Genomic DNA, 23,127 nt, shown 5'->3' on the forward strand with positions numbered 1-23,127 from the left:
TGCCGTACGGCTACTGGGAGCCGTACTTCTTGCTCATCATGTCGTAGACCCGCTCGGCGCCCTCGCCCAGCTGCGGTCCGGCCAGCCAGGTGTTCTCGGCCGGGCCGATGGACGTGTTCGACACGAGCTTCGTCTTGCCGCCCACCGCACGGAACCAGCCGCCGCCGGAGGAGCCGCCGGTCATGGTGCAGCCGATGCGGTACATGGTCGGCAGCGACGGCGAGAGCGAAAGGCGCCCCGGCCTGTCGACGCACTTGTGCATGATCAGACCGTTGAACGGGGGAGCGGCCGGGTAGCCCCAGGCGCCCATCGAGCCGACGCTCCGCGTCGCGGGGGCCGAGAAGTCGACGTCGAGAGCGTTGCCGACGGTCTCCTCCAGGGACTTTCCGCCCTGCTCCGGCTTGACGTGCATGACGGCGTAGTCGTGCGTCGCGCCGGCGCCGCCCGTCGGACCGCCCTCGTTGATCCACTCGTTGGAGGTCGAGACCCAGTCCGCCCAGTACTGGCCGTAGGGCGCCATCTCCTGCGAGGTCGCGCGGCCCAGCTCGGCCTCGGACTTGCCGAGGTCGTTGTACGAGGGCACGAACGCGATGTTGCGGTACCAGCCGCCGTTCCGCCCGGCGTGCACGCAGTGGCCGGCGGTCCACACGAGGTTGGACCTGCCGGGGTTGCGCGGGTCCTTCACGACCGTGCCGGAGCAGACCATCGAGCCCTCGGGGGAGTCGAAGAAGATCTTGCCGACCGGGGCGGCGTTCTCGTGGTACGGCGTCTTCTCGGCCTTGGCCGGGACCGGCGTCGGCTCGGGGTCGGTCGCGCCCTGGTCGGCGGCCGCGTCCTTCGCGGCGATCGTCTTGTCGGGGTCCTTGGCCTCCCGCATCCGCTCGGGCTTCCAGAGCCCGGCGATGACCGGGTTGACGAAGTCCTTGGACTCGCGCAGCCAGTCGTCCTTGTCCCAGTTCTTCCAGGCGCCGTTCTTCCACTTGTCCGGGTCGATGCCGTGCTTCTTCAGCTTGTCGGCGAGCTCGCCCGGCAGCTTGGAGTCGGAACCCCCGGAAGCGGCCCCCGAGTTGTCGGCGCCCTGGGAGGCGGCCGCGTCGGACCGGTCGCCCGCCTTGTCGTCGTTCGGGCCGCAAGCGGTGGCGGTGAGCGCAAGGGCCGCGGCGAGCCCGGTCGTGGCGAGCGCGACGCGCCGCCCGCGACGGCGGGCGAAGGGCGCAGGAGTGGAACGCATGGTGCTGTTACCCCCGAGAGAACGTGTGGGTGCGAGAGCGCGCGCGTGGCGGCGCGGCCTCGCGGAATTCGGAATCGTAGGTGCGGGTGCGGGTGCGGGTGCGGGTGCGGGTGCGGGTGCGGGTGCGGGTGCGGGTGCCGAGATGTTGTCATGCGCGTGTCACCTGTACGCCCCTGCGAGACCGCGCGGCTCCGCCTTGACACAACACCCCACTATGCCCATGAGGTTGGGGACGAACGGCGGCGGGGTCGTGAAGGTTTCCGGCGACCCCGCCGCACACCGTCAGTGGCCGGCGAACTTCTTGCTGACCGCGCTGTAGACGCCCTTGGCCTCCTTGCCCAGGCGCGGGCCGGCCAGCCAGCCCGCCGTCACCGGGCCGATGGAGGTGTTCGACACCAGGGCGGGCTCGCCGTCCCGGCCCTGCGCCACCCAGCCGCCACCGGACGAACCGCCCGTCATGGTGCAGCCGACGCGGTACATCGTCGGGTCGGACTTGGCGAGCGAGAGCCGGCCCGGCTCGTCGGCGCACTGGAACAGCTTCTGGCCGTCGTACGGCGGCGCCGCCGGGTACCCGGTCGCCGTCATGGACTTGATCTCGGGCACCGCCGGGGCGTTGAAGTCCACGGGGAGCGCCGAACCGACGGTCTCCTCGAGCGACTTGCCCTCGCTGCCCTTCTCGGGCTTCACGTGCATGACGGCGAAGTCGTACGGCGCGCCCTTTCCGCCCGTCGGACCACCCTGCTCGATCCACTGGTCGGAGGTCTGCGCCCAGTCGCCCCACCAGACGCCGTACGGAGCGACCTCTTCCTTCGGGGCGTTCCGCAGTTCCTCGGCCGACTTGCCGCTGTCGTTGTACGAGGGGACGAAGACCATGTTGCGGTACCAGCCGCCCTTGGCGCCCGCGTGCACACAGTGGCCGGCGGTCCACACCATGTTGGACTTGCCCGGGTGGGCGGGGTCCTTGACGACGGTCGCGGAGCAGACCATCGAGCCCTCGGGCCCGTCGAAGAAGAGCTTGCCCGACTCGGCGGCCCGGCCGTGGTACGGCGCCTGCACGGCGGCCGCCTTCACGGGGGCCGGTGCCGGGTCGGTGACGCCCTGGTCACCGGAGATGTCGCTGTCGTCGACCCTCCGGTCCGGATTCTTGTCGGCGTCCCGCATCCGGTCCGAGTCCCAGAGGTCCTCGATGATCGGGTTGACGAACTCGCCGGCCTCGCGCAGCCAGTCGTCCTTGTCCCAGTTCTTCCAGGCGCCGTTCCGCCACTTGTCCAGGTCGATCCCGTGCTCCTTGAGCCGGTCCCGGAGGTCGCCCGGTATCTGGACCTTGCCGTCGCCGGCGCTGTCACCGGGCTGCGTCGACGACGCGTCACCGCCGGCGTTGTCCTCGCCGGGGCCACAGGCCGTGGCGGTCAGTGCGAGCGCCGCGCCGAGCACCACCGCGGCCGCCACGGGGGAGGTTCTGGTGCGCGTCCTCCTCCCCTCGCGGGCAGTGAAGAGCGGACGTATGGGTCGCATCGTGAGATTCCCCCTGGGCCTCGAAATCTTTCCAAAGTGCCGGACATCCGGGCGCGCGGCACCCGTCGCACACCGGCGCGCCCCCTTCCGTGACTCGACGGGCGGCGCACCTGTCCCTGGTGAACGGCACCCCACACTATGCCGGTGCCGTTGGGGACGGCCGACGGAAGGGCAACGGTTCCGTCACGGCAAGGATCTTCCGATGACCCGTGATCCCGCGGGGTCGCCGTCGTTGGTACGTACGGGGGAGTCGCGGCCTGCGTTCATCTCCCCTGCCAACTTGCCCGCGCGTCCGGCCACATGGGCTCCCCGGGATCGCCCCGGACCGGACGTGCTCGTCCACAGCGGGAGGACCAACAGTCGTGGCCGTGACCGAGCCTGCGTCCGCGGCGGCGTCCGCGGCACGCTCCGCAACGCAGTCCGCGCCGTCAGGGGCATCTGCGCCGTCCGTGCCGTACGAGGTGTATGCGGCATTTGTACCTTCTGCGCCGTCTGCGCCTTCTGTTCCACCCGCGCCGTCCGGGTCCTCCGCTCCCTCCGTACAAGAGGGCATCCTCAGGCGGCAGGCCGCGCGTGAATCGGCGGCCCGCACCTACGCGCGAGCGCTGCCGATCGTGCCCGTGCGGGCGCGCGGCATGACCATCGAAGGCGCGGACGGAAGCCGCTACCTCGACTGCCTCTCGGGCGCCGGGACCCTGGCCCTCGGCCACAACCACCCGGTCGTGCTGGAAGCCATCAGGAAGGTCCTCGACTCCGGAGCACCGCTGCACGTCCTCGACCTGGCCACACCCGTCAAGGACGACTTCACCACCGAACTGTTCGCCACCCTGCCGCCCGCTCTCGCGGAGCGCGCCCGGATCCAGTTCTGCGGGCCAGCCGGGACCGACGCCGTGGAGGCCGCGCTGAAACTGGTCCGCGCCGCCACCGGCCGCGACGGCGTACTGGCGTTCACCGGCGCCTACCACGGCATGACGGCCGGGGCGCTGGCCGCCTCCGGCGGCGCGCAGGACGTACGCGTCGCGCGCCTGCCCTACCCGCAGGACTACCGCTGCCCCTTCGGCCTCGGCGGCCCGAGCGGGGCCGAACTCTCCGCCCGCTGGACCGAGAGCCTCCTGGACGACACGAAATCCGGCGTACCGCTTCCGGGGGCCATGATCCTCGAACCGGTCCAGGGCGAGGGAGGCGTCCTCCCGGCGCCCGACGCGTGGCTGCGCCGGATGCGGGAGATCACCGCGGCCCGCGGCATCCCGCTCATCGCGGACGAGGTGCAGACCGGAGTCGGACGTACCGGCGCCTTCTGGGCCGTCGAGCACAGCGGCGTCGTACCGGACGTGATGGTGCTGTCCAAGGCCATCGGCGGCAGCCTTCCGCTCGCCGTCGTGATCTACCGGGACGACCTGGACGTCTGGCCGCCCGGCGCCTACGCGGGCACCTTCCGGGGCAACCAGCTCGCCATGGCCGCGGGCACGGCGACCCTCGCGTACGTCCGGGCGAACGGCCTCGCCGAGCGTGCCGCCTCCTTGGGCGAGCACATGCTCACGCAGCTCCGCTCACTGGCCGACGCGCACACCTGCGTAGGGGAGGTGCGGGGCCGGGGCCTGATGCTGGGCGTCGAACTCGTCGACCCCGAGGAAGCGCCCGACGGCGCCGGGGCCCGGGGTGACAACGCCGGGAACGCGTCGGACGGCCCCTCCACCACCGCGTACGACCTGTCCACCCGAACCGCGCTCATCGCCCTGCCGGCCGCCGCCCGTCCGCGCCCGCCGGCACCCCGGCTGGCCGCCGCCGTGCAGCGCGAGTGTCTGCGCCGCGGCCTGATCGTCGAACTCGGCGGCCGCCACTCCAGCGTCGTACGACTCCTCCCGCCCCTGACCATCACCGACGAACAGGCGGCCGCGGTCCTGGACCGCCTCGCCGACGCGCTGGCCACCGCGGCGCACGCCCACCACGGATAGCAAGGACGGACCCGGGCCGCCCCCGCGGCCACGAGACGCCGGGCCCGCCCCGGCCACCGCCGCCACACGGAGCCCGAACAACCACAAGGAACCCCTCTTGAACGCCACCCCCACACCCGAAGGCCGCCCCCACCCCGACGCCCCCGGCGCGTGCGTCACGCAACCCTCACGGGTGACGGAGTCCGGCACGGTGCCCCGGCAGAAGGGTGGCGGCCACGAGGCCGAGCACCTGTGCGGCACATCCACCGACCTGCTCGAGCACCCCGATCCGCACATCGCCGCGCAGGCGGCGGCCGTGGAGAACCTCCTGCGCTGCTGGGTCAGGGAGAACGACCTCCCGGCACCGGACCACGGCGCCCTGCGCGTCCCCCTCCACGCCAGCGGCACCGCCCTGATCGTCCCCGTGCACTACTGGTCGGTCACCGGCTGGCACCGCTTCGGCCTCCCCTACCTGGAGGACGGCCCACCCGGCGCGCCCCCCGTCGACGCCGTGACGGTCGCCGCCCTCCTCGGCCGCGAAACCGCCCGCCGCGGCGAGGAACCGGCGAGCGCCCCGAGGGACACCGGCGCCGAACCCACCGCCGCTTCCGAAGCGGCGCACCCCGCACGCACCGGAGACGGCGCCGACCTGGTCGGCCGGGTCGCCGACTCCGTCCGACGCACCGCCGAGTTCCTCGCGGACCGCCGCGCCGACCCGCAGGACGAGCCCGACCTCTTCCTCGCCGCCGAACAGTCCCTCCTCCTCGGGCACCCCCTGCACCCGACCCCCAAGAGCCGCGAAGGGCTCTCCGACGCCGAATCCCGGCTCTACTCACCGGAGTTGCGCGGCGCCTTCCCGCTGCACTGGCTGGCCGTCGACCGCTCCGTCCTCGCCACGGACTCGGCCTGGACCGAGCGCGGCCGCGCGATCCCCGCCGAGCAGCTCACCGCCCGCCTGGCGGAAGCGGAACTGCCACTGCCGGACGGCTGCGCCGCCCTGCCCGTCCACCCCTGGCAGATCCGCGAACTGCGACACCGCCCCGCGGCGGCCGAACTCCTCGACGCCGGGCTCCTGCGGGACCTCGGCCCGCACGGCGCGCCCTGGCACCCCACCTCCTCCGTCCGCACGCTGTACCGTTCCGGCGCGGCCGCCATGCTGAAGCTCTCGCTGGGCCTGCGCATCACCAACTCCCGGCGCGAGAACCTCCGCAAGGAACTCCACCGGGGCGTCGAGGTGCACCGGCTGCTGCGCAGCGGCCTCGGAGACCGGTGGCAGGCGATCCACCCCTGCTTCGACGTCGTCCGCGACCCGGCGTGGCTGGCCGTCGACGGCCCCGACGGCGCTCCCGTCGCCGGCCTCGACGTCATGATCCGGCACAACCCCTTCGGCCCCGGCGACGATGCCACTTGCGTCGCGGGGCTCGTCTCGCCGAGGCCCTCGGCGCGGCCCGCCGGCCAGGACCTCCACCTCATGCGCTCCCGGCTCGGCGAGATCGTCACCAGGCTGGCCGGCCGCACGGGCCGCCCCCGAGGGGCCGTCGCCGCCGAGTGGTTCCTGCGCTACCTGGAGAGCGTCGTCCGCCCCATCCTGTGGCTGGACAGCGAGGCGGGCGTCGCCCTGGAGGCCCATCAGCAGAACACCCTCCTGCTGCTCGACCCGGACGGCTGGCCCATCGGCGGCCGCTACCGCGACAACCAGGGCTACTACTTCCGCGAGTCCCGCCGCGTCGAACTCGACCGGCGGCTCCCCGGGATCGGCGAGCACAGCGACACCTTCGTCTCCGACGAGGTGACGGACGAACGGCTCGCCTACTACCTCGGCATCAACAACATCCTGGGACTGATCGGCGCCCTCGGCGCCGAACGGCTCGCGGACGAACGGCTCTTGCTCGCCGCCTTCCGGCGCTTCCTGCGTGACGTCGCGACCGGCCCCGACAAGCTGCGCACCTCTCTGCCCGCCACGCTGCTCGACTCACCCGTGCTGCGGTGCAAGGCCAACCTCCTCACCCGGCTGCACGGTCTCGACGAGCTCGTCGGCCCGGTCGACACCCAGTCCGTCTACGTCACCATCGCCAACCCCCTCCATTCCTGAGGAACATGCCCACCTCCTCCGACTCCTGACAGGAGCGACGCCGTGCCTCCCACCGATGCGAGCACCGACGCCGAAGCCGATGCCGGAACCGAGTCCGCGGCCGCGGACTCGGACTTGGCCGCGGGTGCCGACGGTGCCGACGGCGCAGACACTCTGGACCTGCGCCTGCCCGACGAACTCATCGCGCTCCTGGCCGAGGGCGAGGAACGCCCTGCGCGCGCGGCACCCATCGACCGGTCGGAGCGGGCGCGGGGCCCCGCTCCGGGCACGGTGGTCGAGGACCTCCTGGACAACATCGCCGGCTGGGGCCCGGTCACCACCCCGGTCGGCGTCTTCCAACTCGTACCCGTCCGCCTCGAACGTGACCTCCCGCTGATCAGCCGGTGGATGAACGACCCCGCCGTGGCCGCCTTCTGGGAACTCGCCGGTCCCGAGTCCGTCACCAAGGCCCATCTCAGCCCCCAGCTCGACGGCGACGGGCGCAGCGTGCCCTGTCTCGGCGTGCTGGAGGGCGTGCCGATGAGCTACTGGGAGATCTACCGGGCCGACCTCGATCCGCTGGCCCGGCACTACCCCGCGCGCCCGCACGACACCGGAATCCACCTCCTCATCGGCGGCGTCGTCCACCGGGGCCGCGGCCTCGGGACGGCGTTGCTGAGAGCCGTCGCCGATCTCGTGTTCGACCACCGGCCCGCGTGCGCGCGCGTCATCGCCGAACCCGATCTGCGCAACAGCCCTTCCGTCTCCGCGTTCCTGAGCGCCGGCTTCCGGTTCTCCGCCGAAGTGGAGCTGCCCGACAAAAGGGCGGCGCTCATGGTCCGTGACCGCGCCCTGCGCGCGGTGCTCTGACCTGATCACTCCTGCCGCACCACCCGCCCCGACCCGGTTCCCTCACGGAGGAGTCCCTGTGCCGCATCCGTCCGCACACCCGTCCCCCCGGCCCTCTGCCGCGCTCTACGACCCGCCCGAGCTGACCGAGACCAGATGGCACGCGGCCGGACGCCGACTGCTCGCCAAGATGATCGCCGAGTTCGCGTACGAGGAGCTCATCCGACCCGTGCCGGTCATAGAGAACGGGGCGGACGGCCGTGACGCGTCCGCCGAAGGGGCCGGACCCGGCGACAGCGCGAGCCCTTACGCAGGGGGCGCGTCCGGGGGAGAGGCCGGGCCCGCCGAGTACCGCCTCTACCGCCTGTACCTCGAACCGGCGGAACCGGCGGACCCCGACGGACCGCTCGCCCCGGCCCGACGCATCACCCCCGGGGGCAACGTCACCACCGCCCCCGGCGTGAGCACCACCCCTGCGAAAGGCCCCGCCGCCGCCCCCGGCGCCAGCCGCAGCGGCGCCCTCCTCACCTTCCGTGCCCGCCGGGGCGCTTACGGCGGCTGGCAGGTGAGCCCAGCCGGCCTGGCCCTGTCCGAGGGCGGCGCGCCCGCCGTCCCCTTCCACGACCCCCTGCGCTTCCTCGCGCTGGCCCGCCGGACCCTCGGACTCGACGGCGCCACCCTCGGCCACCTCATCCGCGAGCTGAGCGTCACGCTCAGCGCCGACGCCCGTATCGACCACACCGCGCTCGGCGCGGCCCAGCTCGCCGACCTCGGGTACGCGGAGCTCGAAGGGCACCAGACCGGCCACCCCTGGCTCGTCCTCAACAAAGGGCGCATCGGCTTCTCCGCCGGCGACACCGCCCGCTGGGCCCCGGAGTGCCGCCGTTCCACGACGCTGCCGTGGATCGCCGTCCACACCGACCTCGCCGTGTACCGGGGCGTACGCGGGCTGGACACCGCTCACCAGCTCTACGCGCGCGAGCTGACCGCGGCCACCCGAGAAGAGTTCGCGGAGTTACTCCGCGCGCGCGGGGTCGACCCGGAGGAGTACCTCTACCTCCCCGTGCACCCCTGGCAGTGGGACGAGATCGTCCTGCCGCTCTTCGCGCCCTCCGTCGCCGCGAACGCCGTCATCCCGCTCGGGAGCGACGGCGACCTGCGTCTCCCGCAGCAGTCCATCCGTACGTTCCTCAACGCGTCCCGCCCCGACCGGCACACCGTGAAGCTGCCGCTGTCGGTCCTCAACACACTGGTGTGGCGGGGCCTGCCGACAGAACGCACCGTCGCCGCGCCCGCCGTCACGGCGTGGATGCACGCGCTGCGCGACGCCGACCCCTTCCTGCGCGACGAGTGCGGGGTGATCCTGCTCGGCGAGGTGGCCTCCGTGGCCGTCGAGCACCCGGTGTACGACGGGCTGCCCGAGGTCCCCTACCAGTACAGGGAGCTGCTCGGAGCCATCTGGCGCGAGCCGATCACCCGCTACCTCGCCCCCGATGAACGCGCGCGCACCCTCGCCTCACTGCTGCACGTCGACCCGGACGGCAAGGCGTTCGTCGCGGAACTCGTGGCACGCTCCGGGCTCGCCCCCGCCGTCTGGCTGCGCCGGCTGTTCGCCGCCCTGCTGCCCCCGCTGCTGCACTTCCTCTACCGCTACGGAACCGTCTTCTCCCCCCACGGGGAGAACGCCATCGTCGTCTTCGACGACCAGGACGTGCCCGTCCGGCTCGCCGTGAAGGACTTCGTGGACGACGTGAACGTCAGCGCCACGCCGCTGCCCGAGCACGACTCCATGCCGGCCGACGTGCGGGACGTACTGCTCACCGAGCCGCCCGACTTCCTCACCCAGTTCATCCACTCCGGACTCTTCGTGGGGGTCTTCCGCTACCTCGCGCCGCTGTGCGAGGAACAACTGGGCGTTCGAGAGGGCGACTTCTGGTCCGCCGTACGCGCCGAGATCCTGCGGCACCAGGCGCGCGCCCCGGAGCTCAAGGAGCGATACGAGATGTTCGACCTGCTCACACCCCGTATCGAGCGGCTGTGCCTCAACCGGAACCGGCTCCTCCTCGACGGGTACCGGGACCGCCCGCAGCGCCCCCACGCAGCCGTGCACGGGACGGTCCCCAACCCTCTGCACCAGCCGTGATCGCGGGATTGTCAGTGGGGCACCGTAGGGTGGTCGCGCTATGACGAAGCCCTCCCTCCCCGAGCTCCTGCACGCCGCCGTCACCGCCGTCGGCGGCACGGAACGCCCTGGCCAGGTGGCCATGGCCGAGTCCGTCGCCGAGGCGATCGACGACGGCTCCCATCTGCTGGTCCAGGCCGGCACCGGCACGGGCAAGTCCCTCGGCTACCTCGTGCCGGCCCTGGCGCACGGGGAGCGCGTGGTGGTCGCCACGGCCACCCTCGCCCTGCAGCGCCAGCTCGTGGAGCGGGACCTGCCGCGCACGGTGGAGGCGCTGCACCCGCTGATGCGCCGCCGCCCCCAGTTCGCGATGCTCAAGGGCCGCTCGAACTACCTGTGCCTGCACCGCCTCCATGAGGGCATGCCCCAGGACGAGGAGGAGGGGCTCTTCGACCAGTTCGAGGCGGCCGCGCCCACCAGCAAGCTGGGCCAGGACCTGCTGCGGATGCGGGACTGGGCGGACGAGACCGAGACGGGCGACCGCGACGATCTCACCCCCGGGGTGTCCGACCGCGCGTGGGCGCAGATCTCCGTCTCCTCCAGGGAGTGCCTCGGGGCCTCGAAGTGCGCGTACGGGGCGGAGTGCTTCGCCGAGGCGGCCCGCGAGCGCGCCAAGCTCGCCGACGTCGTCGTCACGAACCACGCGCTGCTCGCCATCGACGCCATCGAGGGCGCCCCCGTCCTTCCCCAGCACGAGGTGCTGATCGTGGACGAGGCCCACGAGCTGGTCTCCCGCGTCACCGGCGTCGCCACCGGCGAGCTGACCCCCGGGCAGGTCAACCGCGCCGTCCGCCGCGCGGCCAAGCTCGTCAACGAAAAGGCGGCCGATCAGCTCCAGACCGCCGCCGAGGGCTTCGAGCGGCTGATGGAGCTGGCTCTGCCGGGCCGCCTGGAGGAGATTCCCGAGGACCTGGGGTACGCGCTGATGGCTCTGCGGGACGCGGCCCGCTCGGTGATCACGGCGCTCGGCTCCACCCGCGACAAGTCGGTCCAGGACGAGGACGCCGTCCGCAAGCAGGCGCTGGCCTCCGTGGAGTCGATCCACGACGTGGCGGAGCGCATCACCAACGGCTCCGAGTGGGACGTCGTCTGGTACGAGCGCCATGACCGCTTCGGCGCCTCCCTGCGCGTGGCCCCCATGTCCGTGTCGGGCCTTTTGCGGGAGAAGCTGTTCGCCGACCGCTCGGTGATCCTCACCTCGGCGACGCTCAAGCTGGGCGGCGACTTCAACGGGGTCGGTGCCTCCCTCGGCCTGGCCCCGGAGGGCACCGAGTCCGAGGACGCGCCCCAGTGGAAGGGCCTGGACGTCGGCTCGCCCTTCGAGTACGGCAAGCAGGGGATCCTGTACGTCGCCAAGCACCTGGCCCGCCCGGGCCGCGAGGGCACGCGCGACGACATGCTCGATGAGCTGGCCGAGCTGATCGAGGCGGCGGGCGGCCGCACGCTGGGGCTGTTCTCCTCCATGCGGGCCGCCCAGGGCGCGGCCGAGGAGCTGCGGGGCCGCCTCGACATGCCGATCCTGCTGCAGGGTGAGGAGACCCTGGGCGAGCTGATCAAGGGCTTCGCGGCGGACGCGCGCACCTGTCTGTTCGGGACCCTTTCGCTCTGGCAGGGCGTGGACGTGCCGGGCCCCAGCTGCCAATTGGTGATCATGGACAAGATCCCCTTCCCGCGTCCCGACGACCCGCTGATGAGCGCTCGCCAGAAGGCGGTCGACGAGGCCGGGGGCAATGGGTTCATGGCGGTCGCCGCCACGCACGCGGCCCTGCTGATGGCCCAGGGCGCCGGTCGCCTCGTCCGAGCGTCCGGGGACCGTGGGGTGGTCGCCGTACTGGATCCCCGCCTGGCGACCGCTCGCTACGGCAGCTATCTGCGGGCCTCGCTGCCCGACTTCTGGTACACGACGGACCGCAATCAGGCCCGTAGGTCCCTGGCCGCGATCGACGCGGCCGCGAAGGCGGCCGAGGCGTAGCCCTGCGGCTGGCCCCGGTCCCAGCGAGGTGCCGGACACAGCAGGGCCCCGGAACCGGCGCAGTTGGTTCCGGGGCCCGGTCAGGGGCGGTGGCTCACACCCGCCGCAGCACCGCCACGACCTTGCCGAGGATCGTCGCCTCGTCGCCGGGGATCGGCTGGTACGCGGAGTTGTGCGGAAGCAGCCAGACGTGCCCGTCCTCCCGCTTGAACCGCTTGACCGTCGCCTCGCCGTCCAGCATGGCGGCCACGATGTCGCCGTTCTCCGCGACGGGCTGGCGGCGGACCGTGACCCAGTCGCCGTCGCAGATGGCGGCCTCGATCATCGAGTCACCGACGACCTTCAGCACGAAGAGCTCGCCGTCGCCCACGAGCTGGCGGGGGAGAGGGAAGACGTCCTCCACCGACTCCTCGGCGAGGATCGGGCCACCGGCCGCGATGCGGCCGACGAGCGGGACGTACGAGGCGGCCGGCTTGCCGGTGGTGTCGGTGGGCTGGCTGCTCGGCTGGTCGGAGCCGCGCACCTCGTACGCCCGGGGGCGGTGGGGGTCGCGGCGGAGGAAGCCCTTGCGCTCCAGGGCCATCAGCTGATGCGCGACCGACGAGGTGCTGGAGAGACCCACCGCCTGCCCGATCTCACGCATCGACGGTGGGTAACCACGCCGCTGCACCGAGTCCCTGATGACCTCGATCACGCGTCGCTGCCGGTCCGTGAGTCCCGAGCTGTCGGCACGGATGCCTGGAGGTCGGCCCGGCAGGGAGCGAGCGGGCTTGGGCCCCTCCTGGTTCGTGGCTGCGTCATTCATGGCATGCACCGGCTCGAGTCGGCTCTGGGAGCGGTCCTGGGCAGTGATGGTGGCGCTGTCTGCGGTGGTGGTCACGTCGGTCGGCCCCTCTCGAGATGTTCTCTCCCTAGCTAGCCAACGGTAGTTGCTTTCGAAAGGTTGCGCCAAACACACGTTCGAGTGAAAAACCAGCGATTACCTGACGTGATCAGGCATGCAGGTGTATGGCCCGCGACCGGGCAGAACGGCAATTCGGTTCATTACGGTACGATTCACCGCCGGGCCCAGGAGCCCCTCGGTGGCGCTCCCATACTGCCACCCGGTGCCTCGTCGGACCCGCACCGACCCCCGTTCCGGCCCGCCCCCGGCCCCCGGTCCCGCCCGGCCCGGGGTGTCGCGGTGGGCGACTTCGTAGGTCTGACACGCTTCGGGGCGGTGCGACACGCTAGGGGCCGAAAAAGCGGCTCAACCCCAGATCTAGTGGTTGGATTGCGGCAGCAGCCCAGAAGTTGTGGTCCCTGGTCCTCCAGAGGTGCAGGGATCGCCTATGCTGGGGGCTGCTTCGAGGGGCCCCGAGGGCCCACTGAGGCTTATGAGTCGTGCCGTCAAGGAGGGTTGGAAGTTCCATGCACTGCCCCTTCTGCAGGCACCCCGACAGCCGCGTGGTCGACAGCCGTACCACCGACGACGGCACGTCGATCCGAAGGCGCCGCCAGTGCCCTGACTGCTCCCGTCGTTTCACGACCGTGGAGACGTGCTCACTGATGGTGATCAAGCGCAGCGGCGTCACCGAGCCCTTCAGTCGTACCAAGGTCATCAACGGCGTCCGCAAGGCGTGCCAGGGGCGGCCGGTCACCGAGGACGCTCTCGCCCTGCTCGGCCAGCGGGTCGAGGAGGCGGTGCGCGCCACCGGAAGCGCCGAGCTGACCACTCATGACGTCGGACTGGCCATACTCGGTCCGCTGCAGGAACTCGACCTCGTCGCCTACCTGCGCTTCGCGTCCGTGTACCGGGCGTTCGACTCGCTCGAGGACTTCGAGGCCGCCATCGGGGAGCTGAGGGAACAGCGGCTCGACGCGGAGCCGCGCGAAGCGGGCGCGGAGCGCGTCGTGGATGACCGCGGGGCCGGAGGGACTGTCGAAGTCCCGGTGCCCGCCACCGCCGCCGACTGACCGGCTGACCGACCGGCCGGCGGCGAACACAGACCTGTCGTGGGTTTCCTTTGCGATGCCCGCGACGCCAGATACACATCCGTGCCACGGGAAGAACGTGGTACTTCAGGGCGTTTTAGCCTGAAACAGGGAGGCGGCATGACCGAGACGACGAGCGGCCCGGCACGAGGTTCCCGCGCCAAGGGATCCAAGGCCAAGGGTCTGCGCATCGAGCGCATCCACACGACCCCCGGCGTGCATCCGTACGACGAGGTGGTCTGGGAGCGCCGTGACGTCGTCATGACCAACTGGCGCGACGGCTCGATCAACTTCGAGCAGCGTGGCGTCGAGTTCCCCGACTTCTGGTCGGTGAACGCGGTCAACATCGTCACCAGCAAGTACTTCCGCGGGGCCGTCGGTACCCCGCAGCGCGAGACCGGCCTCAAGCAGCTGATCGACCGCATCGTGAAGACCTACCGCAAGGCCGGCGAGGACTACGACTACTTCGCCTCGCCCGCCGATGCCGAGATCTTCGAGCACGAGCTGGCGTACGCCCTCCTGCACCAGATCTTCAGCTTCAACTCGCCGGTCTGGTTCAACGTCGGAACGCCCCAGCCGCAGCAGGTGTCCGCCTGCTTCATCCTGGCCGTCGACGACTCCATGGAGTCGATCCTCGACTGGTACAAGGAAGAGGGCATGATCTTCAAGGGCGGCTCCGGCGCCGGCCTGAACCTCTCCCGGATCCGTTCCTCCAAGGAACTGCTCTCCTCCGGAGGCAACGCCTCGGGCCCCGTCTCCTTCATGCGCGGTGCCGACGCCTCCGCGGGAACCATCAAGTCCGGTGGCGCCACGCGCCGCGCGGCCAAGATGGTCATCCTCGACGTCGACCACCCCGACATCGAGGGCTTCATCGAGACCAAGGTGAAGGAAGAGGAGAAGATCCGCGCCCTGCGCGACGCGGGCTTCGACATGGACCTGGGCGGCGACGACATCACGTCCGTCCAGTACCAGAACGCCAACAACTCGGTCCGCGTGAACGACGAGTTCATGAAGGCCGTGGAGTCCGGCTCCAAGTTCGGCCTGCGTGCCCGGATGACCGGTGACGTCATCGAGGAGGTCGACGCCAAGTCGCTCTTCCGCAAGATGGCCGAGGCCGCCTGGGCCTGCGCCGACCCCGGCATCCAGTACGACGATACGATCAACGCCTGGCACACCTGCCCGGAGTCCGGCCGGATCAACGGCTCGAACCCGTGCAGCGAGTACATGCACCTGGACAACACGTCCTGCAACCTCGCCTCGCTGAACCTGATGAAGTTCCTGAAGGACGACGACAAGGGCACCCAGTCCTTCGACGTCGAGCGCTTCTCGAAGGTCGTCGAGCTGGTCATCACCGCGATGGACATCTCGATCTGCTTCGCGGACTTCCCGACGCAGAAGATCGGCGAGAACACCCGCGCCTTCCGCCAGCTCGGCATCGGCTACGCCAACCTCGGCGCCCTCCTGATGGCGACCGGCCACGCGTACGACTCCGACGGCGGCCGTGCCCTCGCCGGCGCCATCACGTCGCTGATGACCGGTACGTCGTACAAGCGCTCCGCCGAGCTGGCCGCGGTCGTCGGGCCCTACGACGGCTACGCCCGCAACGCCACGCCGCACAAGCGCGTCATGAAGCAGCACGCCGACGCCAACGCCGCCGCGATCCGCGTGGACGACCTGGACACGCCGATCTGGGCCGCCGCCACGGAGGCCTGGCAGGACGTGATCCGCCTCGGCGAGAAGAACGGTTTCCGTAACTCCCAGGCGTCCGTCATCGCGCCGACCGGCACCATCGGTCTCGCGATGTCCTGCGACACCACGGGCCTGGAGCCCGACCTCGCGCTGGTGAAGTTCAAGAAGCTCGTCGGCGGCGGCTCGATGCAGATCGTCAACGGCACCGTGCCGCAGGCCCTGCGTCGCCTGGGCTACCAGGAGGAGCAGATCGAGGCGATCGTCGCCCACATCGCCGAGAACGGCAATGTGATCGACGCCCCGAGCCTGAAGACCGAGCACTACGAGGTCTTCGACTGCGCCATGGGTGAGCGTTCCATCTCCGCGATGGGCCACGTCCGCATGATGGCCGCGATCCAGCCGTGGATCTCGGGCGCCCTCTCCAAGACGGTCAACCTTCCGGAGACCGCCACCGTCGAGGACGTCGAAGAGGTCTACTTCGAGGCGTGGAAGATGGGCGTCAAGGCGCTCGCCATCTACCGCGACAACTGCAAGGTCGGCCAGCCGCTCTCCGCCAAGAAGAAGGAGGCGGAGAAGACCGAGATCACCGAGAAGGCCGAGGAGACGATCCGGGCCGCGGTCGAGAAGGTGGTCGAGTACCGCCCGGTCCGCAAGCGCCTCCCGAAGGGCCGTCCCGGCATCACCACCTCCTTCACGGTGGGTGGCGCCGAGGGTTACATGACCGCGAACTCCTACCCGGACGACGGTCTCGGCGAGGTCTTCCTGAAGATGTCCAAGCAGGGCTCGACCCTCGCGGGCATGATGGACGCCTTCTCCATCGCGGTCTCCGTCGGCCTGCAGTACGGCGTGCCCCTGGAGACGTACGTCTCCAAGTTCACGAACATGCGCTTCGAGCCGGCCGGCATGACGGACGACCCGGACGTGCGGATGGCGCAGTCGATCGTCGACTACATCTTCCGCCGCCTGGCGCTGGACTTCCTGCCCTTCGAGACGCGCTCCGCGCTCGGCATCCACTCCGCCGAGGAGCGTCAGCGTCACCTGGAGACGGGCTCCTACGAGCCGTCGCTGGAGGACTCCGAGGTGGACGTCGAGGGGCTGGCCCAGTCGGCTCCGCGCGCGACCGAGTCCCTGAAGGCCGTCGCCACGCCGAAGGCGGAGGCCGAGGCGGCCAAGCCCGCCCCGCAGCAGGCGCACACCAGCGCCGAGCTGGTCGAGATGCAGCTGGGCATCCAGGCAGACGCCCCGCTGTGCTTCTCCTGCGGCACGAAGATGCAGCGGGCCGGCTCCTGCTACATCTGCGAGGGCTGCGGCTCCACCAGCGGCTGCAGCTGACGCCAGGGGCCTGCCGGCGGTCGGCGGCCCGCTGACGGACGGCGGCCGCCGCTCACCGGTGGCGGCTACCGGCTGAAGGCTCCACGGAGGGGATCGACGCGATGCGTCGGTCCCCTCCGGCGTGCGCGGGGGGCTTGCCCCAGGCCGTCAGCGCTTGCCTCCCATGGCGGCGGTAAACGTCGCCAGGTCTCCGTCGAAGCCGTGGACGGCCTCGCGGAACGCCCACGCCCCGGCTTCGTCCCGGGTGAACTCGGCCACCGTCGTGGCCGTGCACGCGGCGACGTCGGCCAGATCGCTCTGCGCCAGCTCCGTGTAGCCCTCGCGGATCCGCACCGCCGTGTTCGGGATGTCGCCGAAGACCTTGGGATCTTCCTGCTGCTGGATCGCGACCCCCACCACGACGCGGGAGTACCTCGGCGCGAGGCGGTCCAGTTCCAGGACCATGACCTCGTCGAAGCCGAAGCCCTGCCCCGTCCGGCTGTCGCGGTTGAGCGCGATGGTGCCGTCCGGTGAGCGGCTGTCGAAGTGCACGAGGTAGTCCGGGGCTCCGTACGGGTCGTCCGACGTGTACGTCGCCGCGATGAGGTCGAGATCGTTGGGCGACGAGCCGGCCGGGCTCGGGTCCCACTTCAGACCGATCTCGACCTTCCTGAGTCCCTTGCTGACACTGCTCACTGGACTTCCCCCTCCTCGTGACCTGGGCGCTGCGGGACGCCGGGCATGTCCCACCCACACGCTACGACGCGGGACTGACAACGGCGTAGCGTCCCTGGTCAGGCACGTCCAACGGAGCGGCCGCCCCGGCTGGTTGGCATCCGGGCCCACCCCCGGAGATCATTGCGCCATGACATGGAACGGGGAAGAGCTCGACGTCGACGCCTACTTGGCGAGACTCGGGCACACGGGCGGGACGAAGCCGGATCTGGACACCTTGCGCGCGCTCCACCGAGCGCACGTGACGGCGATTCCCTTCGAGAATCTGGAGATGATGCTCGGCCGTCCCGTACCGCTGGACCTGGCCGCGTTGCAGGACAAGATGGTGCGCGGGCGGCGGGGCGGCTACTGCTACGAACAGAACCTCCTCTTCGCGGCGGCCCTCGAACGCATCGGCTTCGACGTCACGGGACTGGGCGCGCGTGTCAGGGCGGGAGCGTCCGCCACGCGCGCGGTGACGCACATGCTCCTGAGGGTCGAGGCGGACGGCGAACAGTGGCACTGCGACGTCGGGTTCGGCGGCGACGGCCTGCTCGAACCGATCCCCATGCGTGGCGGGGTGGAGGTGCGACAAGGAGAGTGGCGTTTTCGGACCCGGCAGGAGGACGACGGGGCGCTGGTCCTGCAGACGTGGCGCTCCGACGGCTGGTTCGACCTGTACGGCTACACCCAGGAGCCCCGCCTGCCCGTCGACTACGTAGTGATGAACCACTACACGTCGACCTACCCCAAGTCGCCTTTCGTCCGGCGCCCCGTGATGCAGAGGGTTGCTCCGGACGTACGCCGCAGACTGACGGGCGCCCAATTCAGCGTCACGTTCTCGGACGGCTCGGTGACTGAACGAGACGTTCCTGTGGGCGAATTGAGGAGCGTCCTCGATCTAGAGTTCGGGATCGAACTGGACGACACGGACGCGGCCGAGCTGATCAGGGTGCACTACGCCGGAGCGTGACCCCGGCCGTGCTCCGCGCCGTACGATGGCGCGGTGCTGGTCAAGTGGATTCGCTGCACCGTGGTCGACCGTCGGGGGTTCGAGCGAGGGCAGCGAAAGTGGGCGGGGCTTCTGGGGGAGCCGGGGTTCCGGGGGCAGGGCGGGGGGTGGAGCCGAGGGCGGCCAGGCGTCGCCCATGTCTTCACCTTCTGGGAGAGCCGCGCCTTCTACGACTCCTTCATGGCCCGTTCGCACGATCGCCTCGCGGCCGCGCAGACGGGTACGTACAAGGACCTTCAGGCCAAGCTCTTCGATCACCGTTTCGACGTGAAGACGGGCTTCGAGCCGCGGTTCACGGGTGCCGACGTCGTGCGGGTCGCGCACTGCCGGGTCCGTGAAGCGCGGGTGGAGCACTTCGCGCTGATGCAGGAGAAGGTCTGGAACCCGGCGATGGCCGGCTCACCCGGAATGGTGCGCGGGCTTTTCGGCGAGGCGCCGGGGCACGAGTTCCTCATCCTCTCCATGTGGCATTCCGCCGCCGAGCACGGGAAGTACCGGGCCGAGCGGGTGGAGCGCCTGTCGCTGCGCGCGCAGACGGAGGCGGATGTCTCCGCGCTCGCCGGGGACATCGTGCAGCTGGAACCGTCCTGGATCGTGTGAGCCCCGGCTCTCGCGGGTCCGGTGTCACCTGCGGGCGAAGGCCCCCTCGCGGGTCGCGGCGATCGCCGCTGCCGCCGCCTGGTCGGCCAGCGCCGCGTCGATGGGCTCCCGTGTGATGAACACGCGGAGCAGAAGGGGCGCGGACACGGCGCGCACGAGCGCCGCCGCGTCGGTGTCGGGGGCCGCCTCGCCGCGCTCCACGGCCCGCGCCACGACTGCCTCGCAGCGCCTGAACCGCTCGGCGTAGAAGGCGTGGAGGGCCTCGGCGGCCCGCTCCGACTGGAAGGCCGCGGCGACGAAGGCGGTGGGCGCCGCGGCCTTCGCCTCGTCGGAGAAGGAGTCGACCACCTCGCGAGCCAGCTCGCGCAGATCACCCTCCAGGCTCCCGGTGTCGGGCGGTGTCCACGTGTCCTCGCCCGCCAGGTCCAGGGCGTCCGCGACCAGCCCTTCGAGGCCGCCCCAACGGCGGTAGAGGGTGGTCTTGTGCACCCCCGAGTGATCGGCCACGTACTCGACGGTGAGCCCGGGGTAGCCGTGATCGGCCAGGCCGCTCAGCACGGCGTCGCGCACGGCGGCACGGGTGCGGGCGGTGCGGCCGCCGGGGCGGCGCGTGCCCGGAGCGGCGTCGGCCGTCGGCTCTTTCTCGCCGGTCGCGACCACCTTGTCCGTCATGGCGTTCCTCTCCGTCGCTCCCCGCCCGGGGGAGATCGTCGTGGGTGAACAAGTGCAACCTCTGTTGCGTTAGCAGTGACACTGTGCCACACTCGTCGTAATGCGACACGAGTTGCGTTTGTGTGGCGTGGATGCGTGGTGTGGATACGAAACCCGGGGGTGCCCTTGCCTACTCAGATCTCTCTGCACGGCGTGACCAAGGCCCATGGTGAGCGGCTGCTGTTCGGCGGGGTGTCCTTGGCGATCAGGCCGGGCGAGCGCATAGGCGTCGTGGGGGAGAACGGCGCGGGCAAGTCCACGCTGCTGCGCCTGATGTCCGGTGACGAATGCCCCGACGAGGGCGAGGTCGTGACGGTCGCGGAGCGCGGAGCGGCTCTGCTCGCGCAGACTCCGAGCCTGCCCGCCGATCACCGTGTCGGTGACGCGATCGACGCGGCGCTGGCCGATCTGCGGGCCATGGAGCGGCGGCTGCGCGCTCTGGAGGCGGAGCTGGGTTCCGCTTCGGAACGCGTTTTGGGGGAGTACGGAGACCTCCTGACCGCGTTCGAATCGCGGGGCGGCTATGAGGCCGACGCGCGCGTGGACAAGGCGATGCACGGGCTGGGGCTCGGGCACATCGGCAGGGACAGGGTCCTGGGCAGTCTGTCCGGCGGCGAACAGGCGCGGCTGGGCCTGGCCTGCCTCCTCGCGGCCGCGCCGGAGGTCATGCTCCTGGACGAGCCGACCAACCACCTGGACGAGGGCGCGCTCGACTGGTTGGAGGGCGCCCTGTCCGCGCATCGCGGGACCGTGGTCGCCGTCTCCCACGACCGCACCTTCCTGGAACGGGTCACCACGGCCATCCTCGAAGTGGACGCCGACCGCGGGACGGTCGTGCGGCACGGCGGTGGATATCAGGGACTGCTCGCCGAGCGGGCAGCCGCCCGTGCCCGCTGGGAGCAGGAGTACGCGCAGTGGTGCGAGGGGAGAAACCGGCTCCAGGAGTTCATGGCGACCACCGCGCATGCCATCGCCGGTGGCCGTGCCATGAAGGACAACAACAAAATGGCGTACGACCGGGCGGGCGGCCGGGTTCAGGCATCGGTCGCGGGCCGCGTGCGCAGCGCCCAGGAGCGGCTCCGCAGGCTCCAGGAGCAGCCGGTGCCCAAGCCTCCCGAGCCGCTGCGGTTCGCGGCACGCCCGATGGCAGGCGCCGCCCAAGGGGCCTTGGTGGCCTTGCGGAACGTGCGCGTGGGCGACCGCTTGGCCGTCGACGAGCTCACGGTGTCGGCCGGCGAGCGGCTGCTGATCCACGGGGGCAACGGCGCGGGGAAGACCACCCTGCTGCGCACCATGGCGGGCGTACTGGAACCCGACGCGGGCACCGTCCTGCGCAAAGGACGGATCGGCTACCTCGCGCAGGAGATACCGACACGGCGTCCCGCCGAGAGCGTGCTCGCCGTGTTCGGCCAGGGCCTCGGGCTGACAGAGGAGGAGCAGACGGAGCTGCTCCTTTCGTTCGGTCTCTTCCGGGCGCGCGACCTGCACGTGCCGGTGGGGGCGCTCTCCGCCGGGCAGCGCCGCAGGCTGGCTCTCGCGCGGCTGCTGGCCCGGCCCCCTGATCTGCTGCTCCTCGACGAGCCGGCCAATCACCTGGCGCTCGGCCTGGTCGAGGAACTGGAGGCCGCGCTCGATCAGTGGACCGGAGCGCTGGTCGTCGTCTCGCACGACCGGGCGCTGCGCCGGCGTTTCACGGGTCGAATACGCCGGATGGAGTCCGGACGGCTACCCGCCTGAGTCACGTGACGGCACGGCGATCTAGGGTTTCCGCATGGCACGCCCGCGGCGCATCATCCTGGTCCGGCACGGCGAGTCGGCGGGAAACGCCGACGACACCGTGTACGAGCGCGAGCCCGATCACGCGCTCGCCCTCACCGAGGCGGGGTGGGCGCAGGCGGAGGAGAGAGGCAAACAGCTCCGGGAAGTGCTCGGGCGGGAGCGGGTGAGCGTGTACGTCTCGCCGTACCGCCGCACCCACGAGACGCTCCAGGCGTTCCGCCTCGACCCCGAGCTGGTGCGGGTGCGCGAGGAGCCCAGGCTGCGGGAGCAGGACTGGGGCAACTGGCAGGACCGCGACGACGTGCGCCTGCAGAAGGCGTACCGGGACGCGTACGGGCACTTCTTCTACCGCTTCGCGCAGGGCGAGTCCGGAGCCGATGTCTACGACAGGGTGGGAGCCTTCCTGGAGAGCCTCTACCGCAGCTTCGAGGCCCACGACCACCCGCCGAACGTCCTGCTGGTCACGCACGGGCTCACCATGCGGCTGTTCTGCATGCGGTGGTTCCACTGGTCGGTGGCCGAGTTCGAGTCCCTGTCCAATCCGGGGAACGGCGAGATGAGGATGCTGGTGCTGGGCGAAGACGGCAAGTACGCGCTGGACCGACCGTTCGAGCGCTGGCGCCGGCCAGAGCCGTACGGCGTCACCGGATAGAGTGGCAGGGCGATGACCGCTGACTCCTCTCCCGACCGGCGCCTGGAGCGCGCACTGGCCAGCCTGCGCGGACTGGCGGTGGGGGACGCCCTGGGCTCCCAGTTCTTCGTTCCCGCGCACTACCCACTGCTCAAGCACCGGCAGTTGCCGGACGCGCCGTGGCAGTGGACCGACGACACCGAGATGGCATGCTCCGTGCTGGCCGTGCTGGCCGAGCACCGCCGGATCGACCAGGACGCGCTCGCCCGGTCCTTCGCCGAGCACCACGACTTCGACCGGGGTTACGGCCCTGCCGTGAACCGTCTGCTGCGGCAGGTCCGCGAGGGCGGGGACTGGCGGGAGCTGGCCTCCGCGCTCTTCAAGGGCCAGGGCTCCTGGGGCAACGGCGCCGCGATGCGCATCGCCCCGCTCGGCGCCTGGTACGCGGACGACCCGGAGCAGGCGACACACCAGGCGGAGATCTCCGCCTACCCCACGCATCAGCACCGGGAGGCCGTGGTCGGGGCCATGGCGGTGGCCGCGGCCGCGGCGCTGACGGCCTCTCCCCAGGGGCCGCCCACACCGCAGGCGCTCCTCGACGGGGTCATCGCGCTGGTTCCGCGCAGTGCGGTCGGGGCCGGGCTGCGCAGGGCGCGGGACATGCTCGACTACGACGACCCGGGCACGGTCGCCGCGGTCCTCGGATGCGGGCGCCGTACGACGGCCCACGACACGGTGCCGTTCGCGCTGTGGTCGGCCGCTCGCGGGCTCGGCGCGTACGAGCGGGCGATCTGGGACACCGCGCAGGTCGGTGGCGACATGGACACGACCTGCGCCATCGTGGGCGGTGTGATCGCCGCGGGAGAGGCAGGCGCGCCGCCCGTGGAGTGGCTGAAGCGGACCGAGGCCCTGCCGGGCTGGGTGCCCGGCGGGCAGGGGTGACTCCGGGGCC

At 71.3% G+C, this 23,127-nt stretch carries 17 protein-coding genes; 12 read left to right on the forward strand and 5 right to left on the reverse strand.

The window, feature by feature from the left end; genetic code table 11:
- Nucleotides 1-10: 10 nt before the first annotated feature.
- Nucleotides 11-1,231 (reverse strand): trypsin-like serine peptidase, encoded by a 1,221-nt coding sequence (locus ACZ516_RS32040; protein ID WP_469013098.1) that lies wholly within the window; start codon nucleotides 1,229-1,231, stop codon nucleotides 11-13.
- A gap of 282 nt (nucleotides 1,232-1,513) precedes the next feature.
- Nucleotides 1,514-2,746, reverse strand: coding sequence for a trypsin-like serine peptidase (locus ACZ516_RS32045; protein WP_469013099.1), 1,233 nt, complete (start codon nucleotides 2,744-2,746; stop codon nucleotides 1,514-1,516).
- A 551-nt stretch (nucleotides 2,747-3,297) separates the two neighbouring features.
- On the opposite strand from ACZ516_RS32045, the gene ACZ516_RS32050 reads away from it, so the two are divergent.
- From ACZ516_RS32050 to ACZ516_RS32070, 5 genes are all read left to right on the forward strand, one after another.
- Entirely contained in the window at nucleotides 3,298-4,701 is a 1,404-nt protein-coding gene (locus tag ACZ516_RS32050) for a diaminobutyrate--2-oxoglutarate transaminase family protein (RefSeq protein WP_469013244.1), read from the forward strand.
- 97 nt (nucleotides 4,702-4,798) lie between these two features.
- Nucleotides 4,799-6,772, forward strand: a complete 1,974-nt coding sequence (locus ACZ516_RS32055) for an IucA/IucC family protein (RefSeq protein ID WP_469013102.1) — start codon at nucleotides 4,799-4,801, stop codon at nucleotides 6,770-6,772.
- Between the two features lie 42 nt (nucleotides 6,773-6,814).
- Nucleotides 6,815-7,621, forward strand: coding sequence for a GNAT family N-acetyltransferase (locus ACZ516_RS32060; RefSeq protein WP_469013103.1), 807 nt, complete (start codon nucleotides 6,815-6,817; stop codon nucleotides 7,619-7,621).
- Between the two features lie 169 nt (nucleotides 7,622-7,790).
- Complete coding sequence (locus ACZ516_RS32065; protein ID WP_469013245.1) at nucleotides 7,791-9,743, forward strand: IucA/IucC family protein; 1,953 nt, start codon at nucleotides 7,791-7,793, stop codon at nucleotides 9,741-9,743.
- 40 nt (nucleotides 9,744-9,783) lie between these two features.
- Nucleotides 9,784-11,754, forward strand: coding sequence for an ATP-dependent DNA helicase (locus ACZ516_RS32070; protein ID WP_358696513.1), 1,971 nt, complete (start codon nucleotides 9,784-9,786; stop codon nucleotides 11,752-11,754).
- Between the two features lie 94 nt (nucleotides 11,755-11,848).
- Here the strand turns inward: ACZ516_RS32070 and lexA are convergent, their stop codons facing one another.
- Nucleotides 11,849-12,634: a transcriptional repressor LexA gene (gene lexA, locus ACZ516_RS32075; protein ID WP_223777175.1), complete on the reverse strand. Its 786-nt coding sequence runs from the start codon at nucleotides 12,632-12,634 to the stop codon at nucleotides 11,849-11,851.
- A gap of 530 nt (nucleotides 12,635-13,164) precedes the next feature.
- On the opposite strand from lexA, the gene nrdR reads away from it, so the two are divergent.
- Nucleotides 13,165-13,710 carry a transcriptional regulator NrdR gene (gene nrdR / locus ACZ516_RS32080; protein ID WP_358912375.1) on the forward strand — a complete coding sequence of 182 codons (546 nt, stop codon included), beginning with the start codon at nucleotides 13,165-13,167 and terminating at the stop codon, nucleotides 13,708-13,710.
- Between the two features lie 138 nt (nucleotides 13,711-13,848).
- Entirely contained in the window at nucleotides 13,849-16,749 is a 2,901-nt protein-coding gene (locus tag ACZ516_RS32085; protein WP_469013106.1) for a vitamin B12-dependent ribonucleotide reductase, read from the forward strand.
- A 147-nt stretch (nucleotides 16,750-16,896) separates the two neighbouring features.
- On the opposite strand, the gene ACZ516_RS32090 is transcribed toward ACZ516_RS32085, so the two are convergent.
- Nucleotides 16,897-17,478, reverse strand: a complete 582-nt coding sequence (locus ACZ516_RS32090) for a TerD family protein (RefSeq protein WP_469013108.1) — start codon at nucleotides 17,476-17,478, stop codon at nucleotides 16,897-16,899.
- 115 nt (nucleotides 17,479-17,593) lie between these two features.
- Here ACZ516_RS32090 and ACZ516_RS32095 point away from each other — a divergent pair, with 115 nt between their 5' ends.
- Nucleotides 17,594-18,415 carry an arylamine N-acetyltransferase family protein gene (locus tag ACZ516_RS32095; protein WP_469013110.1) on the forward strand — a complete coding sequence of 274 codons (822 nt, stop codon included), beginning with the start codon at nucleotides 17,594-17,596 and terminating at the stop codon, nucleotides 18,413-18,415.
- A gap of 33 nt (nucleotides 18,416-18,448) precedes the next feature.
- Entirely contained in the window at nucleotides 18,449-19,054 is a 606-nt protein-coding gene (locus ACZ516_RS32100) for a YdbC family protein (RefSeq protein WP_358912368.1), read from the forward strand.
- Between the two features lie 24 nt (nucleotides 19,055-19,078).
- On the opposite strand, the gene ACZ516_RS32105 is transcribed toward ACZ516_RS32100, so the two are convergent.
- Nucleotides 19,079-19,726: a TetR/AcrR family transcriptional regulator gene (locus tag ACZ516_RS32105; RefSeq protein WP_361076540.1), complete on the reverse strand. Its 648-nt coding sequence runs from the start codon at nucleotides 19,724-19,726 to the stop codon at nucleotides 19,079-19,081.
- Nucleotides 19,727-19,891: 165 nt separating this feature from the next.
- On the opposite strand from ACZ516_RS32105, the gene ACZ516_RS32110 reads away from it, so the two are divergent.
- The 3 genes from ACZ516_RS32110 to ACZ516_RS32120 are packed head-to-tail and all read left to right on the forward strand — an operon-like array spanning nucleotide 19,892 to nucleotide 23,117.
- Nucleotides 19,892-21,502 (forward strand): ABC-F family ATP-binding cassette domain-containing protein, encoded by a 1,611-nt coding sequence (locus ACZ516_RS32110; RefSeq protein WP_469013114.1) that lies wholly within the window; start codon nucleotides 19,892-19,894, stop codon nucleotides 21,500-21,502.
- 34 nt (nucleotides 21,503-21,536) lie between these two features.
- Nucleotides 21,537-22,196: a histidine phosphatase family protein gene (locus ACZ516_RS32115; protein WP_358583316.1), complete on the forward strand. Its 660-nt coding sequence runs from the start codon at nucleotides 21,537-21,539 to the stop codon at nucleotides 22,194-22,196.
- A gap of 12 nt (nucleotides 22,197-22,208) precedes the next feature.
- Entirely contained in the window at nucleotides 22,209-23,117 is a 909-nt protein-coding gene (locus tag ACZ516_RS32120; RefSeq protein WP_361076547.1) for an ADP-ribosylglycohydrolase family protein, read from the forward strand.
- The last annotated feature ends 10 nt before the right edge of the window (nucleotides 23,118-23,127 follow it).

Source organism: Streptomyces sp. NPDC034037 (assembly GCF_055575715.1).